The 15138-nt window shown below is 71.4% G+C and carries 11 protein-coding genes; 10 read left to right on the plus strand and 1 reads right to left on the minus strand.

All coding sequences use genetic code 11. The annotated features are described in order from the left end of the window. Positions 1-309: 309 nt before the first annotated feature. Positions 310-1485: an ROK family protein gene (locus IH61_RS0106275; protein WP_031066171.1), complete on the minus strand. Its 1176-nt coding sequence runs from the start codon at positions 1483-1485 to the stop codon at positions 310-312. A gap of 117 nt (positions 1486-1602) precedes the next feature. Here IH61_RS0106275 and IH61_RS0106280 point away from each other — a divergent pair, with 117 nt between their 5' ends. From IH61_RS0106280 to IH61_RS0106325, 10 genes are all read left to right on the plus strand, one after another. Further along, positions 1603-2694, plus strand: coding sequence for a Gfo/Idh/MocA family protein (locus IH61_RS0106280; protein WP_078910880.1), 1092 nt, complete (start codon positions 1603-1605; stop codon positions 2692-2694). Beyond that, the gene (locus IH61_RS0106285; protein WP_031066177.1) at positions 2688-4124 is read left to right on the plus strand and encodes a sugar ABC transporter ATP-binding protein; all 1437 of its coding nucleotides are present in this window, start codon (positions 2688-2690) and stop codon (positions 4122-4124) included. The genes IH61_RS0106280 and IH61_RS0106285 overlap by 7 nt, the downstream gene beginning before the upstream one ends. Then, entirely contained in the window at positions 4121-5110 is a 990-nt protein-coding gene (locus IH61_RS0106290) for an ABC transporter permease (RefSeq protein ID WP_031066181.1), read from the plus strand. The genes IH61_RS0106285 and IH61_RS0106290 overlap by 4 nt, the downstream gene beginning before the upstream one ends. After that, entirely contained in the window at positions 5107-6042 is a 936-nt protein-coding gene (locus tag IH61_RS0106295; protein ID WP_031066184.1) for an ABC transporter permease, read from the plus strand. Before IH61_RS0106290 ends, IH61_RS0106295 begins: the two co-directional genes overlap by 4 nt. Before the next feature lie 9 nt (positions 6043-6051). Next, a complete protein-coding gene (locus tag IH61_RS0106300) occupies positions 6052-7245 on the plus strand; it encodes a substrate-binding domain-containing protein (protein ID WP_031066190.1) in 1194 nt (397 codons plus the stop codon). Further along, positions 7246-8079 (plus strand): sugar phosphate isomerase/epimerase family protein, encoded by an 834-nt coding sequence (locus tag IH61_RS0106305; protein ID WP_031066192.1) that lies wholly within the window; start codon positions 7246-7248, stop codon positions 8077-8079. A gap of 47 nt (positions 8080-8126) precedes the next feature. Further along, positions 8127-11663 (plus strand): ThuA domain-containing protein, encoded by a 3537-nt coding sequence (locus tag IH61_RS0106310; RefSeq protein ID WP_107057061.1) that lies wholly within the window; start codon positions 8127-8129, stop codon positions 11661-11663. Positions 11664-11752: 89 nt separating this feature from the next. Next, positions 11753-12973, plus strand: coding sequence for a ThuA domain-containing protein (locus IH61_RS42595; RefSeq protein ID WP_051836379.1), 1221 nt, complete (start codon positions 11753-11755; stop codon positions 12971-12973). A gap of 78 nt (positions 12974-13051) precedes the next feature. Then, positions 13052-14239: an inositol-3-phosphate synthase gene (locus IH61_RS0106320; RefSeq protein ID WP_037971765.1), complete on the plus strand. Its 1188-nt coding sequence runs from the start codon at positions 13052-13054 to the stop codon at positions 14237-14239. Then, positions 14236-15096 (plus strand): SCO3242 family prenyltransferase, encoded by an 861-nt coding sequence (locus tag IH61_RS0106325; protein WP_031066201.1) that lies wholly within the window; start codon positions 14236-14238, stop codon positions 15094-15096. The genes IH61_RS0106320 and IH61_RS0106325 overlap by 4 nt, the downstream gene beginning before the upstream one ends. Positions 15097-15138 lie beyond the last annotated feature (42 nt).

A 15138-nucleotide genomic window follows, 5' to 3' on the forward strand; every position in this document is an offset into this window, starting at 1 on the left:
ACTCCCCGGGCGTCCGACCTCGCGTCGTGCGTCCCGGGGATCGGTTGGCAACAGGTTTCCGTGACGGCGGCTGCCCCGGGGCGGGGCGCGCTGTCACACGGAGGACCGGGAGTGCCCGAGGCGGGCGGCACCGGTGATGCTCCTCCACCCGGAGGAGACGGGCGCCGACGGTCCAGGTCACAGAAAATCTCCGCGCGACCCGACGTTGCCGATCCGTTATCAAGCCCCGCAGTCCGGGCCGTTGCTCTCCCTGTTCTCGAATAGTTAAATCCTCTTACAAGGAGAAGGTCTGGGACGGCGCTCGCTCACTCACCGCTCGGCGCTCGCGACCGAGCGGTCCACTGCCATGGGGCTGAGGACGTGTTCGATGACCATGACGGAGGCGCCGATGACGCCGGCGCGGTCGCCGAGTTGGCGGCCCCGGATCGTCAGGTGCTGGGTGGCGAGAGGGAGGGAGCGGCGGTAGACGACCTCCCGGACGCCGGCCAGCAGGTGCTCGCCCGCGTCGGCGACGTCGCCGCCGATGATGATCACGCCGGGGTTGAAGAAGTTCACCAGCGTCGCGAGGACGTCGCCGATGTCGCGCCCGGCCTGGCGGATCAGCTGGATCGCCTTCGGATTCCCGGAGCGGACCAGCCTGACCACGTCGCGGCCGTCGGCGGCGTCCATGCCCTCCTCCCGCAGCCGGGCGGCGAGGGCCGCGCCACCGGCGACGGCCTCCAGGCAGCCGGTGTTGCCGCAGCGGCAGAGCCGGTCGCCGGCGGAGGCCACCCGGATGTGGCCGATGTCCCCGGCGGCGCCCTGTGCCCCACGGTGGAGGCGGTGCTCGGTGATGATGCCGCTGCCGATCCCCGTGCCGACCTTCACGAAGAGCAGGTGCGCGACCTCGGGGCTGGCGGCCCAGTGCTCCCCGAGCGCCATGATGTTGACGTCGTTGTCGACGAGGACGGGCGCGCCGATCCGCGGGCCGAGCCACCCGGGCACGTCGAAGCCGTCCCAGCCGGGCATGATCGGCGGGTTCACCGGCCGTCCGGTGGTGTGTTCGACCGGCCCGGGCAGGCCGATGCCGACGCCGCAGACGTCGGCGAGGGTGTGCCCGGACTCGGCCAGCAGGCCCGTGAACTCCTCGACCAGCCAGCCCAGTACGGGCTCGGGCCCCTCGGTGATCGGCATGTCCTGGCTGCGCTCGGCCACGACCCGGGTGGTCATGTCGGTGACGGCGATCCGGGCGTGGGTGGCGCCGAGGTCGGCGGTGAGGACGATCCTCGCCCCGACGTTGAAGGCGAACGCCACCGCGGGTCTGCCACCGGAGGAGATGGCGTCGTCGGCCGGCACGATCCACTGCTGGTCGAGAAGGGCGTCGAGCCGCTGCGACACGGTGGACCTGGCCAGCCCCGTGAGCTGCATCAACTCGGCGCGGGTCCGGGCCTGACCGTCGCGCAGGATCGCCAGGAGGGCGCCCGCGCCCGCCGCTTCAGTGGTCAACTTCGCGTCTCCTTCTCGTCGCACCCGCCGCCCGTCGGCCGGCCAGCCGTACTTAATCATAACGAGAACCGTACTTATGCTTGACGGCCGTCATAAGTAGTTCCTACTCTCTGAAACATGCTCGACATACGACGACAGTCGGCGGAACTCAGGGTGGGAATCGTCGGAAGTGGCTTCATCGGCCGCGTCCACGCCAGGGCCGTCCGACAAGCCGGTGCCCGGCTGGTGGGGATCGCAGGAGTGAGCGTGGACAGAGCCGTCGAAGGCGCCCGAAGCCTCGGTGCGGAGAAGGCGTTCGAGTCGGCGGAGGAGCTGATCGGCTCCGGCCTCATCGACGTCCTGCACGTCTGCACGCCCAACCACCTGCACGCCCCCATCGCCCTGAAGGCGCTGGACGCCGGCCTGGCCGTCGTCTGCGAGAAGCCGCTGGCGACGGACGCACCGACCGCGGCCCTGATGGCCGTTCACGCGCAGGACACCGGAGCGGTCGCCGCCGTCCCCTTCGTCTACCGCTTCCACCCGATGATCCGTGAGGCCAGGGCCAGACTGGCGGGCCTCGGCCGAGTCAGCCTGATCCAGGGCGGCTACCTCCAGGACTGGCTGCTGAGGTCCACGGACGACAACTGGCGGATCGACCCCGAGCAGGGCGGGCCCGGCCGCACGATCGGCGACATCGGCTCCCACTGGTTCGACCTGGCCGAGTTCGTGACAGGGGACCGCATCACCAAGGTCTGCGCGCAGACCTCCGTGGTCGTCGCCGACCGGGTGACCAGCGGCCCGGTCCGCACCGAGGACCTCGCCACCGTCCAGTTCACCACCGCCTCCGGCGCGCTCGGCTCGGTCGCCGTCAGCCAGGTCGCCCCCGGCCGGAAGAACCGGCTCTTCCTCGAGATCTCCGCCGCCTCCGGCAGCCTCGCCTTCGACCAGGAGAACCCCGAGCACCTGTGGCTCGGCGGCCGCACCTCCTCCCAGGCCCTGATCCGCGACCCGATGACCCTCTCGGCCGCCGCCAGGCCGTACTCCCCGCTCCCGGCCGGCCACGCGCAGGGCTTCCACGACTGCTTCGACGCCTTCGTCGCCGACACCTACGCCACGATCGGCGGAGAACACCGCGAGGGCCTGCCCACCTTCGACGACGGCTCCCGCGCGGCCCACCTCACCGACGCCGCCCTACGCTCCGTCAAGGAAGGCGGGTGGGTCGCGTGCTGACGATGAAGGGCATCGGCAAGAGCTTCCCCGGCGCCCGGGTACTGACCGACGTGGACCTGGAGGTGACGGCCGGCGAGGTGCACGCCCTCATCGGCGAGAACGGCGCCGGGAAGTCCACCCTGATGAAGATCCTCGCCGGGGTGCACACCCCCGACGAGGGGACGATCGAACTCGACGGCCGCAGCGTGGCGTTCGGGCACCCGCTCGACGCCCGGCGCGCCGGTGTCTCGATCATCTACCAGGAGCTCACCCTCCTGCCCGAACGCACCGTCGCCGAGAACGTCTTCCTCGGCCGCGAGCCCGTGCGCCGCGGCCTGGTCGACCGGGCCGCCATGGAGACGACCACCGCCCGGCTGCTCGACGAGATCGGCGAGGAGTCCTTCGGCCCCCGCGACCTCGTCCGCCGGCTCTCGGTCGCCCAGCAACAGGTCGTCGAGATCGTCAAGGCCCTCTCGGTGGACGCCCGGATCGTCGTCATGGACGAGCCCACCGCCGCGCTCGCCGAGCACGAGGTCGAGCTGCTGTACCGCCTGGTCCGCGGGCTGAGCGAGCGCGGCATCGCCGTCCTCTACATCTCCCACCGGCTGCGCGAGATCTTCGAACTCGCCGACCGCGTCACCGTCCTCAAGGACGGCGCCAAGGTCACCACGCTGCCGATCTCCGAACTCACCACCGCCGAACTCGTCCGGCTGATGGTCGGCCGCGAACTGACGGACTACTACCCGCCCCGCGCCACCCGCCCCGCCGCCGACGTCCTGCTCTCGGTGCGCGGCGGCGGCAACGACAGGCTCGACGACATCACCCTCGAGCTGCGCGCCGGGGAGATCGTGGGCCTCGCCGGGCTGCAGGGCGCCGGCCGTACCGAACTGGCCAAAGCCTTGTTCGGCGCCGAGCCGTTCACCCGCGGCGAGATGACCCCGAGCCGCCCCGCGTCGGTCCGGGAGGGCATCGCCGCGGGCATCGGACTGGTCACCGAGGACCGCAAGTCCGAGGGCCTCGTCCTGCACCAGTCGGTGCGCGACAACGCCCTCCTGGTCGCGCGGACCGGCAGGGCCGCCAACCGCGACTCCGTCCTGGACGTACTGCGGCGCGTCCGTCTCGCCCCGCCCAGCCCCGAGAAGGAGGTGCGCCACCTCTCCGGCGGCAACCAGCAGAAGGTGGTGCTCGCCAAGTGGCTGACGGTCGCACCGAAGGTGCTGATCTTCGACGAACCCACCCGCGGCGTCGACGTCGGGGCCAAGGCCGCCATCCACGAACTGGTCCGGGAACTCGCCGAGGACGGCATGGCCGTCCTGATGATCTCCTCCGAGCTGCCCGAACTCATCGGCATGAGCGACCGCGTGATCGTCCTGCGGGAAGGACGCATCGCCGGCCACCTGCCCGCAGGCTCCACGGAGGAAGCCGTGATGCACCTGGCGGCCGGGTCATGACCCAGCAGCTCGAAACGCTCGCGCCGAAGAGACCCGCGCTACGGGCCCTCGCCGCCGACAGCCCCGCCCGTCCCGTGTTCCTCGCCCTGGGCGTCCTGCTCGTCGTCGGCTGGATCGTCTTCACCGTCGACGGCGGCCAGTTCTTCGGCCAGAGCAACATCGTCGGCATCCAGCAGCGCTCGGCCGCACTCGGCATCGTCGCCGTCGGACAGACCCTCGCGATCCTGGCCGGGTCACTCGACCTGTCCGTCACCTACCTCATCAGCCTGTGCTCCCTCGTCGCCGCCGAGACCATGGCCGACTACGGAGTCGTCCCGGCGATCGCCGCCGTCCTGGGCGTCAGCGCCCTGACCGGGCTCGTCAACGGACTGGTCATCACCAAGCTCAAGGTCCACGCGTTCATCGCCACCCTCGGCGTCTCACTGATCATCAAGGGCATCCTGGAGAGCCGGTACGCCGGGCCCGCGGGCAGCGTCCCCGAATCCTTCCAGCACCTCGGCTACGACCGGATCGGGCCCGTACCGGTCGCGGCCCTGCTGTGGCTGGCGATCGCGGCGGCGGCCTGGTTCCTGCTGCGCCGCACCGCTCTCGGCTACCGCATCTTCGCCGTCGGCGGCGACCCCGAGGTCGCCCGGCTGTCCGGGGTGCGGACCGAGCGGGTCATCGTCACCACGCACGTGCTCTGCTCGCTGGCCGCCGGCGCCGCCGGACTGCTGCTCGCCGCCCGGCTCGGCGCCGGCTCGCCCACCGTCGGCACGGACGGCGGCTACGACCTGGAGTCCATCGCCGCCGTGGTGCTCGGAGGCACCGCCCTCGCCGGCGGGAAGGGCGGGGTCGCGGGCACCGTCGGGGGAGTGGCCCTCCTGGCCGTCCTCGACAGCATCTTCAACCAGCTCGAGATCAGCTCCTTCGCCAAGGACGTGGTGCGCGGCGTCGTCCTCGTCGCCGCCCTGGCGATCTACGCCCGCAGGAGGTTCGCCCGATGAAGCGAAACCTGCCCATCCTCGGCGTCCTGGCCGTCCTGCTCGTCGCGATCGCCGTCGCCAACCCCTCGTTCTTCGAACCCCAGAGCCTCCTGGCCTTCGTCAAACGGTCCGCTCCGCTGGCCATCCTCGCCGCAGGACAGTACTTCGTCATCGTCTCCGGCGAGTTCGACCTGTCCGTCGGCTCGCTCGTCACCGCCGAAGTCGTGGTCGCCGCCCGGCTCATCGACGGCGAGTCGGGGGCGACCTGGCCGGTGATCGCGCTGCTGCTCGCCGTCGGGGCGCTGGTCGGTGCGGTGAACGGGCTGGTGACCACGCGGCTTCGCGTGCCGTCGTTCATCGTGACGCTCGGCACGCTGCTGATCCTCTCGGGCGCGGTCTTCCTCTGGACGGACGGAGCCCCGCGCGGCGCCCTGTCGCAGGAGTTCCGCCGGTTCGGGCGCGGCAGCCTCGGACCGGTGCCGTGGTCGGTGCTCATCCTCGCCGCAGCCGTGGCCGCCGTCATCGCCCTGATGCGCGCCGACTTCGGACGCACCCTCGTCGCCACCGGAGACAACCCGCTGGCCGCCGGGCTGTCCGGTGTGCGCGTCCACCGCGTCAAGACGCTGGCGTTCGTCCTCTCCGGACTGTCCGCCGCCGTCTGCGCCATCCTGCTCGGCGGGTTCGCCGGCGTCTCCGCCAAGGTCGGACAGGGCCTGGAGTTCAAGGCGATCACCGCCGTCGTGGTCGGCGGCGTGGTGCTCGGCGGCGGTCGCGGCTCGGTCGTCGCGGCCATCGCCGGAGCCTTCACCCTGCAGTCCCTCTTCACCCTCCTCAACCTGCACGGCATCTCCGGGGCCATGGAGTACACCGTCCAGGGCCTCATCCTCATCGCCGCGGTCGCCCTCGGGACCGTGCAGCTTCCGCGGCGCAGCCGCTCCGCCTCCACCGCATAGGGGACCACCATGCTCCTCACCCGCAGACGCCTCCTCGCCGCGGCCGCGTTCGCCGTGCTGCTCCCGCTGGCGGCCTGCTCCACCGACATGACGGCGAACGGCGACAGCACCGCCCACGCCGGCGTCACGCCGAACACCGGTGACCAGTCGAAGTTCTTCGTCCAGGCGGACTACGACTCCCAGCTCGCGATGCGCACCAAGACGCCGACCGGCCCGGCCGACAAGCCGTGGGAGCAGGCCATCGACCCCCAGCCCGTGGACACGGCGAAGTACAAGAAGGCCGGCCCGTACCACCTGTGCTTCTCCAACGCCGCGACCAACAACCCGTGGCGGCAGGTCGGTTGGAAGTCCATGCAGGCCGAGGCCAAGAGCCACCCGGAGATCTCCGAACTCACCGTCCTGGACGCCGAGGGCAAGGACGACAAGCAGATCTCCGACATCGCCGAGCTCCAGGCCAAGGGCTGCGACGCGCTGATCGTCTCGCCCAACACCACCGCCACGCTCACCCCGGCCGTCAAGGCGGCCTGCGGGAAGATCCCGGTCATCGTCTTCGACCGGGGCGTGCAGACCGACTGCCCCGTCACGTTCATCAAGCCGATCGGCGGCTACGCCTTCGGCGCGGCCGGCGCCGAGTTCCTCACCCAGAAGGTCAAGCCCGGCGGGAAGGTGCTCGCGCTGCGCATCCTGCCCGGCGTGGACGCCCTGGAGACCCGCTGGTCCGCGGCGAAGATCGCCTTCGACAAGAGCCAACTGAACGTGGTGGGCGTGGAGTTCACCGACGGCGACGCCGCCAGGACCAAGAGCATCGTCTCCAACTACATCCAGCGCCACGGCAAGCTCGACGGGGTCTGGATGGACGCCGGCGCCACCGCCGTCGCCGCCGTCGAGGCGTTCGAGGACGCCGGGCAGCCCGTCCCGCCGATCAACGGCGAGGACCAGCAGGACTTCCTCCAGAAGTGGAAGGACGCGAAGCTGACGGCGGTGGCCCCGACCTACCCGACCTACCAGTGGCGCACCCCGGTGATCGCGGCGCTGAAGATCCTCAACGGCGAGAGCGTGCCCAAGGTCTGGAACCTTCCCCAGCCGACCATCACCCAGGACAGCCTCCCCACCTACCTCAAGCCCGGCATGCCCCCGCTGCACTACGCGCTGTGCGGGTGCGAGACCCTGCCCGGCTACCCGCAGGCATGGGGTGGCAAGTAGATGTACGAGATCGGCGTCAACACCTGGGTCTGGACCTCCCCGCTGACCACCGTGACCCTGGAACGGCTCGTCCCGCACGTCGCCACCCTGGGGTTCGACGTGATCGAACTCCCCGTGGAGCAGCCCGGCGAGTGGGACCCGCGCTACTGCGCCGAGCTGTTGGACACCCACGCACTGGCCGCCTCGGTGGTGCTCGTCATGCCGCCCGGCCGGGAGCTGGTCGCCGCCCCGCCCGGGACCGTCCGTGACACCCAGGACTACCTGCGGCACTGCGTGGACGTGGCCGTCGCCGTCGGAGCCCCGGCGATCAGCGGCCCGGCCTACGCCTCGGTCGGCCGCACCTGGCACCTGGACACCGACGAACGCCACCGCGTGTACGCCGAGTTGAAGGAGAACCTGAAGCCCGTCGTGGACTACGCGGCCCAGCGGTCGGTGCGGATCGGCGTCGAACCGCTCAACCGCTACGAGACCAGCCTGATCAACACCGTCGATCAGGCCCTGGAGGCCCTTCCCGAAGGATGCGGCCTCGCGCTCGACGCCTACCACCTCAACATCGAAGAGAGGAGCCCGGCCCAGGCCGTCCGGACGGCCGCCGAACGGCTCGTCCACCTCCAGGTCTGCGGCACCGACCGCGGCGCCCCGGGCGCCGACCACTTCGACTGGCCCGCGTTCACCGAGGCCGTCGGCCTCGCCGGCTACGCCGGCCCGCTGGTCATCGAGTCCTTCACCCCCGACAACACGACGATCGCCACCGCGGCATCCATCTGGCGTCCTCTGGCCCCCAGCCCGGACGCTCTGGCCGCGGACGGCCTGGCGTTCCTGCGCACCCTCTGAGCACTGACCAACCCCCACGTTCCTCCACTCACCACTGGAGAAGCACAGTGCAACGATCGAGACTGAAGCGCGGCCTCGCCGCGCTCGGCGCCTCCGTCCTCGGAGCCGCGCTCCTGCAGATACCCGCCGCCCACGCGGCGGAGCCGGCGTTCAAGGTGCTGCTGTTTACCAAGACCGCCGCCGGCTCCTACCGGCACGACTCCATCGACGCCGGTGTGCAGATGTTCAAGCAGCTCGGCGCCGACAACAACTTCCAGGTCGACCGGAGCGAGGACGCCAACGTCTTCAACTCGGCGAGCCTGAACACCTACAGCGCCGTCGTCATGTTCCAGACCTCCGGGATGGTCTGGGACACCGACGCCCAGCGCCAGGCCGTCCAGGACTACGTGCACAGCGGTCACGGCATCGTCGCGGTGCACAACGCCACGGACATGAGGATCAAGGATCAGTTCCCGTGGTGGGACCAGGTCCTGATGGGCGGCGCCCACATGACCGAGCACTCCGACGGCGTGTTGAACGGCACCGCCAAGGTCGCGGACAAGGTCCACCCGTCCACCCAGGGATTGCCGGACCGCTGGAACCGCGCCGAGGAGTGGTACAACTTCGACAAGGACCAGCGCGGCGACGTGCACGTCCTGGTCACCGCGGACGAGACGACCTACGACGCCGGGCCGAAGAAGATGGGCCCCGACCACCCGATCTCCTGGTGCCGCAGCACCGAGGGCGGCAAGGTCTGGGCCACCGCCATGGGCCACGAGTCCTCCGCCTACTCCGAGCCGCTGTTCAAGCAGCACCTGCTGGGCGGCATCAAGTGGGCCGCGGGCAGCGCGGCCGGCGACTGCGGCGGCACCGTCACCAAGAGCTTCCAGAAGGTCACCCTCGACGGGCGCCCCACCCAGCCGATGGCGCTGGACGTCGCCCCGGACGGCAAGGTCTTCTACGTCTCCCGCTCCGGTGAGCTCAACGTCATCCACACGCACGACGGCGTGCCGGAGACCCACCGCGCGGGCAAGCTGGACGTCTACGACGGCGGCGAGGCCGGCCTGGTCGGCGTGGCGCTCGACCCGGACTTCGCCAACAACCGGTGGATCTACCTCTACTACGCGCCGAAGAGCCCCCAGGTGAACCGGCTCTCCCGCTTCACCGTCAACGCGGACGACACCCTCGACACGGCCAGCGAGAAGCAGCTGCTGAACGTCCCGGTCGGCCGTGACAACGAGCCCGGCCACACCGGCGGCTACCTCGCGTTCGGCCCCGGCGGCAACCTCTACATCGGGACCGGTGACGACACCAACCCGTTCGAGTCCGACCTCTACACCCCCATCGACGAGCGGCCCGGCCGGCAGAGGTTCGACGCGCAGGGCTCCGCCGCCAACACCAACGACCTGCGCGGCAAGATCCTGCGCATCCACCCCGAGGCCGACGGAAGCTACTCGATCCCCGCGGGCAACCTGTTCGCGCCCGGCACCGCGAAGACCCGGCCCGAGGTCTACGTGATGGGTATGCGCAACTCCTTCCGGTTCTCCGTGGACAAGGACACGGGGTGGATCTCGGCCGCCGACTACGGGCCCGACGCCTCGGTGCCGAACGCGAACCGCGGCCCCGAGGGGCACGTCACCTGGGACCTGATCAAGGAACCCGGCAACTACGGCTGGCCGTACTGCGTGGCGAACAAGATCCCGTACAACAAGTACGACTTCGCGACCCGCACCTCGGGCGCGAAGTTCGACTGCGACAAGCCGGTCAACAACTCGCCCAACAACACCGGGCTGACCGACCTGCCGCCGACCAAGGCAGCGACGGTCTGGTACACCTACGATCCCTCCAAGCAGTTCCCCGAGATCGACCACGGGCAGGGCGCGGCCCCGATGGGCGGCCCGTTCTACCACTACGACCCGGCGAACCCCTCGGACCGCAAGTTCCCCGAGTACTACGACAAGACGCCGTTCTTCTACGAGTGGAGCCGCAACTTCGTCAAGGAGTTCAAGCTCGACTCCTCCGGTGAGCTCCTCAAGATCAACCCGTTCCCCGCGGACCTGAAGCCGCGCGGGCCGATCGACATGAAGTTCGGCCCGGACGGCGCGATGTACATGGCCGAGTGGGGCAACGGCTTCGGCCACGACAACAAGGACGCCGGGATCTTTCGGATCGACTACGTCTCCGGCAAGCAGGCCCCACTCGCGAAGGCGAGCGCCACGCCCGACTCCGGACAGCCGCCGCTGGCCGTCGCGTTCTCCTCGGCGGGCACCGTCGACCCCGGTGGTGAAGCGCTCACCTACCTGTGGGACTTCGGGGACGGCTCGACGTCCACCGACGCGAACCCCACCCACACGTACACCGACAAGGGAACGTTCAAGGCCCGGCTGACGGTCACCAACGCCAGCGGGAAGTCGGCCGCCGTCACCGTGCCGGTCGCCGTCGGCGTGGTCCGCCCGACGGTCCGCTTCACCAACCCGCCGGACGGAGGCTTCTTCGGCTGGGGCGACAGCGTCAGCTACACGGTCGAGGTGACCGATCCCGACGGCGGCCCCGTCGACTGCTCCAAGGTGAAGGTGTCCCCGGCGCTCGGCCACGACCACACCCACACCCACGAGACCGGTCAGATCAACGGCTGCTCCGGGACGTTCACGACCAATGCGTCCGGGCACGGCGAGTTCGCCGACATCTACATGGTCCTCACCGCCGACTACACCAGCTCGAACGGACTCGCCGGCACGACCAGCATCACCCTGCAGCCCAAGCGCAAGCAGGCCCCGCACTACACCGGCCACTCCGGCACCGAGATCCTGCCGTCGGCCGGAGCCGAGGGCGGCCGGGTCGTCGGCACGATCGGCGACGGCGACTGGATCTCGTTCGACCCGACGAACCTGTCCGGGATCGACAGCGTCTTCGCGCGGGTGTCCTCGCCCTCCGACGGCGGCGGCACGATCGAGCTGCGCGCCGACTCGCCGACCGGAACGCTCGTCTCCACCATCGCCGTCCCGGCCACCGGCGGATGGGAGACCTTCGCCGCCACGGCGCCCGTCCCGGTCGCCGACCCCGGCGGCAGCCACACCCTGTACGCGGTGTTCCGGGCCACGGGGGCGTCCTCGTTCAACGTGAACTCCTTCACCTTCGGCGGCAAGGGCGTCTCCGTGACGACCGGCCCGCAGGCCGGTGGCAGGTACGTGGTGACGAACGCGGGCAACGGCAAGGCCGTCGACGTGCGGGCGGCGTCCACGGACGAGGGCGCCGCGGTCGTCCAGACCCCGAACACCGGTGGGACCTCCCAGCAGTGGACGCTGAACGACGCCGGGAACGGGGCGTTCACGCTGAAGCCGCTGAACAGCGGCAAGTGCCTGGACCTGCCGGGCGACAAGGTCTCCACGGAGGGCGCCTTGGTCCAGCAGTGGACCTGCTGGGGCGGTGACAACCAGAAGTGGAAGGTGGAGCCCGTAGGCGCCGACGCCTTCCGGATCGTGTCGGCGGCCAGCGGCAAGTGCCTGGACGTGCCGGGCGCCACCGGCGCCGACGGGGTCCAGCTGGAGCAGTACACCTGCAACGGCACCCCCGCCCAGCAGTGGAAGTTGAGCAAGGTCAACTGACCGGTGACCCGGCGCCCACCCGCGGTGGGCGCCGGGTCCTTCCCCCAGCCCTCTCCCGGCCCCTCCTGCTCCCCTCCCTAGGAGTTCGCATGCTCCCCCTCGGAAGGCTCCTGCCCGCGCTGGGCCTCGGCCTCGCACTCACCCTCACCGTCCCCGCAGCCTCCTCCGCGGCCGATGCCGCCCCGCCCACCTTCAAGGTGCTCGTCTTCTCCAAGACCAGCGGTTGGCGGCACGACTCGATCCCCACCGCCGTCCAGACCCTCAAGGACCTCGGCGCCGCGAACGGCTTCACGGTCGACGCCACCGAGGACGACACCGTGTTCACCCCCGCCAACCTCGCCAACTACCAGGCGGTCGTCTTCGCCCTCACCACGGGCGACGTCCTCAACACCACCGAGAAAGCCGCCTTCGAGGGCTACATCCGCGCCGGCGGCGGCTACGCGGGCATCCACTCCGCCTCCGACACCGAGTACCAGTGGCCCTTCTACGGCCAGGTCGTCGGCGCGTACTTCAAGAGCCACCCCGAGGAGCAGCAGGCCACGGTGGTCGTCGAGGACCGGACCAACCCCAGCACCGCCCACCTGCCCGCCACCTGGAGCCGATGGGACGAGTGGTACAACTTCCGCACGAACCCCCGGGGCTCCGTCCACGTCCTCGCCTCCGTCGACGAGTCCACCTACGACCCGGGGGACCGGATGGGCGACCACCCCATCACCTGGTGCCAGAACGTCCAGGGCGGCCGGTCCTGGTACACCGGGATGGGCCACACGGTGGAGTCCTACAAGGACCCCGCCTTCCGGGCCATGCTCCTCGGCGGCATCCGCCTGGCGGCGGGTGCGGTCCAGGCCGACTGCAGTCCGCCGGGACCGGTGGGCCCGGTGGGCGCCGGTACGTTCACCGTGACGAACGCGGCCAGCGGCAAGGCCGTTGACGCGCTGTCCGCACCGGTGGAGGATGGCGCTGCGGTCGTCCAGAACCCGTCCAACGGCAGCGCCTCCCAGCGGTGGCGCCTGAGCGACGCCGGGAACGGCGCGTTCACGCTGACGGCGGCCGGCGGCCGGTGCCTCGACGTGCCCGGCGACAGCACCACGGCGGACGGCGCCCTTCTCCAGCAGTGGACCTGCTGGGGCGGTCCCAACCAGAGCTGGCGGGTGGAGCCCTCCGGCTCGGGCGTGTACCGCCTCGTGTCGGTGGCCGGCGGCAAGTGCCTGGACGTGCCCGGCGCCACCACCGCCGACGGCATCCAGCTGAACCAGTACACCTGCAACGGCACCCCCGCCCAGCAGTGGAAGCTCACCCGGGTCGACTGACCCGCCCGATCCCCCGGCGTCCGACCTCCCCCCGGCGGGCGCCGGGCCCCCACCACCAGCACAGCGGAAAGGGATGAGATGAGGTACGTGCCAGGGCAGGGCGCCGGGCCGGTCGGCGTCTGGTTCATCGGGGCGCGGGGGTCCGTCGCCACCACGGCCGTCGTGGGGGCGGCCGCGATCGGTCTGGGCCTGGTGCCGCCGACCGGCATGGTCGGCGAACTCCCCGAGTTCGCCGACGCGGGCCTGACGCCCGTCGGCCGACTGGTCTTCGGAGGCCACGACGTGGTCACCACCCCCCTGCCCAAGCGGGCCGAGCAGCTCGCCGACGGCGGCGTGTTCTCCCCGGCGCTTCTGGGCCCCGTCGCCCACGCGCTCCGCTGCGCCGACCAGGAGATCCGGGCGGGAGCCCCCGGAACACCGGGTGACGAGCCCCAGGCGACCGTGGCGGCCGCGCTGACCGAGGACATGGTGTCCTTCCGGGAACGGAACCGGCTGGGTCAGGTCGTGGTCGTCAACGTCTCCTCGACGGAACCACCGATGCCCATCCTGTCCGTGCACCACAGCGCCGCCGAGCTGGAACGGGCCCTGGCCGGTGCCCCCGACGTCCTGCCGCCGAGTTCGCTGTACGCCTACGCGGCGCTGAAGTCCGGCTGCGGCTACGTGGACTTCACCCCGTCGCCGGGCATCCGGGTCCCGGCGCTGCGCCGGCTCGCCCACGAGCTGCGGCTGCCGTACGCGGGCAGCGACGGCAAGACGGGGGAGACGCTGGTGCGGGCCGCGCTGGGCCCGATGTTCGCCCACCGGGCGCTGCGGGTGCGGTCCTGGTCCGGGACGAACCTGCTGGGCGGGGGAGACGGTGCGACGCTGGCGGAGCCGGAAGCGGCCGCCAGCAAGAACGCCTCCAAGAGCAGCGGCCTGACCGCCATGCTGGGAGCCCGGGTCGAGGGCCGGACCCACATCGACTACGTGCCCAGCATGGGCGAGCGCAAGACGGCCTGGGACCACATCGCCTTCCAAGGGTTCCTCGGCACCCCGATGACGATGCAGTTCACCTGGCAGGGCGTCGACTCCGCGCTGGCCGCACCACTCGTCCTGGACCTGGCCCGGTTCCTCGCCCGCGCCCGGGAACTGGGCGCCACCGGGCCGCAGGAACAGCTCGCCTTCTTCTTCAAGGACCCCGTACGGGCCGAGAGGACGGACGGCGAGCACCGGCTCGTCACCCAGTTCGAGACGCTGCGCGCCTGGTACCGGGACGCACGGTCGTGACCGGCCTGCGCGTGCTCGCGGAGCTTGTCCGGGCCCCGGCGGCGCTCACCGTCCTGGGCGACACCCTCACCGGCGCCGCCGCCGCGGGCCGCGGCCACGGCCTGCGCGCGGTGCGCCTCGCGGCGGCCTCCACCTGCCTCTACTGGGCGGGAATGGCACTGAACGACTACGCCGACCGCCACGTCGACGCCGAGGAGCGGCCCGAGCGCCCCATCCCCTCCGGCCGGACCAGCCCCGGCACGGCCCTCGCCACCGCCTCCGCCCTCACCGGAGCGGGCCTGGCCCTGGCCACCGGCAGCACCACCCTGCCGATCGCCCTGCCGCTCGCGGCGACCGTCTGGGCCTACGACCTGAAGCTGAAGAACACCCCCTACGGACCGGCGGCCATGGCCGCCGCCCGGGCACTCGACGTGCTCCTGGGGGCGGGAACGGCCCGGTGGCGCGACGCGGCCCCCGCCGCCACCGTGATCGCCGGCCACACGTACGCGATCACCATGGTGAGCCGCCGCGAGGTGCACGGTGCGACCGCCTCCCTCCCCGCCGCAGCGCTGGCCGCCACCGCGACCCTGAGCCTGGGAGCCGCCGGCCTGTGCCCGCCCGGCGCGGCCCCCGCGCACCGCGCGACGTCCACGGCCCTGCTCGGCGGCTACCTACTGGCGGCCGGGTCCGCGCAGCTGGCCGCCACCGTCCGCCCCGACGCCGCGCACCTGAGACGGGCCGTCGGCGCCGGGATCCACGCCATGATCCCGCTGCAGGCGGCCCTGATCGCGCGCACCGGCCGCCTGCGCGCCGCGCTCCCGCTGCTGGCCGCCTACCCGCTGGCCAGGGGCCTGGCCCGAAGGGTCTCCCCGACCTGAGCGCGCCGTGACCGCCGTCGACCCCCACCCCCACGGGAGAAC

Origin of the sequence: Streptomyces sp. NRRL WC-3742, assembly GCF_000720635.1 — a bacterium.
In the GTDB taxonomy this organism is placed as follows: Bacteria; Actinomycetota; Actinomycetes; order Streptomycetales; family Streptomycetaceae; genus Kitasatospora.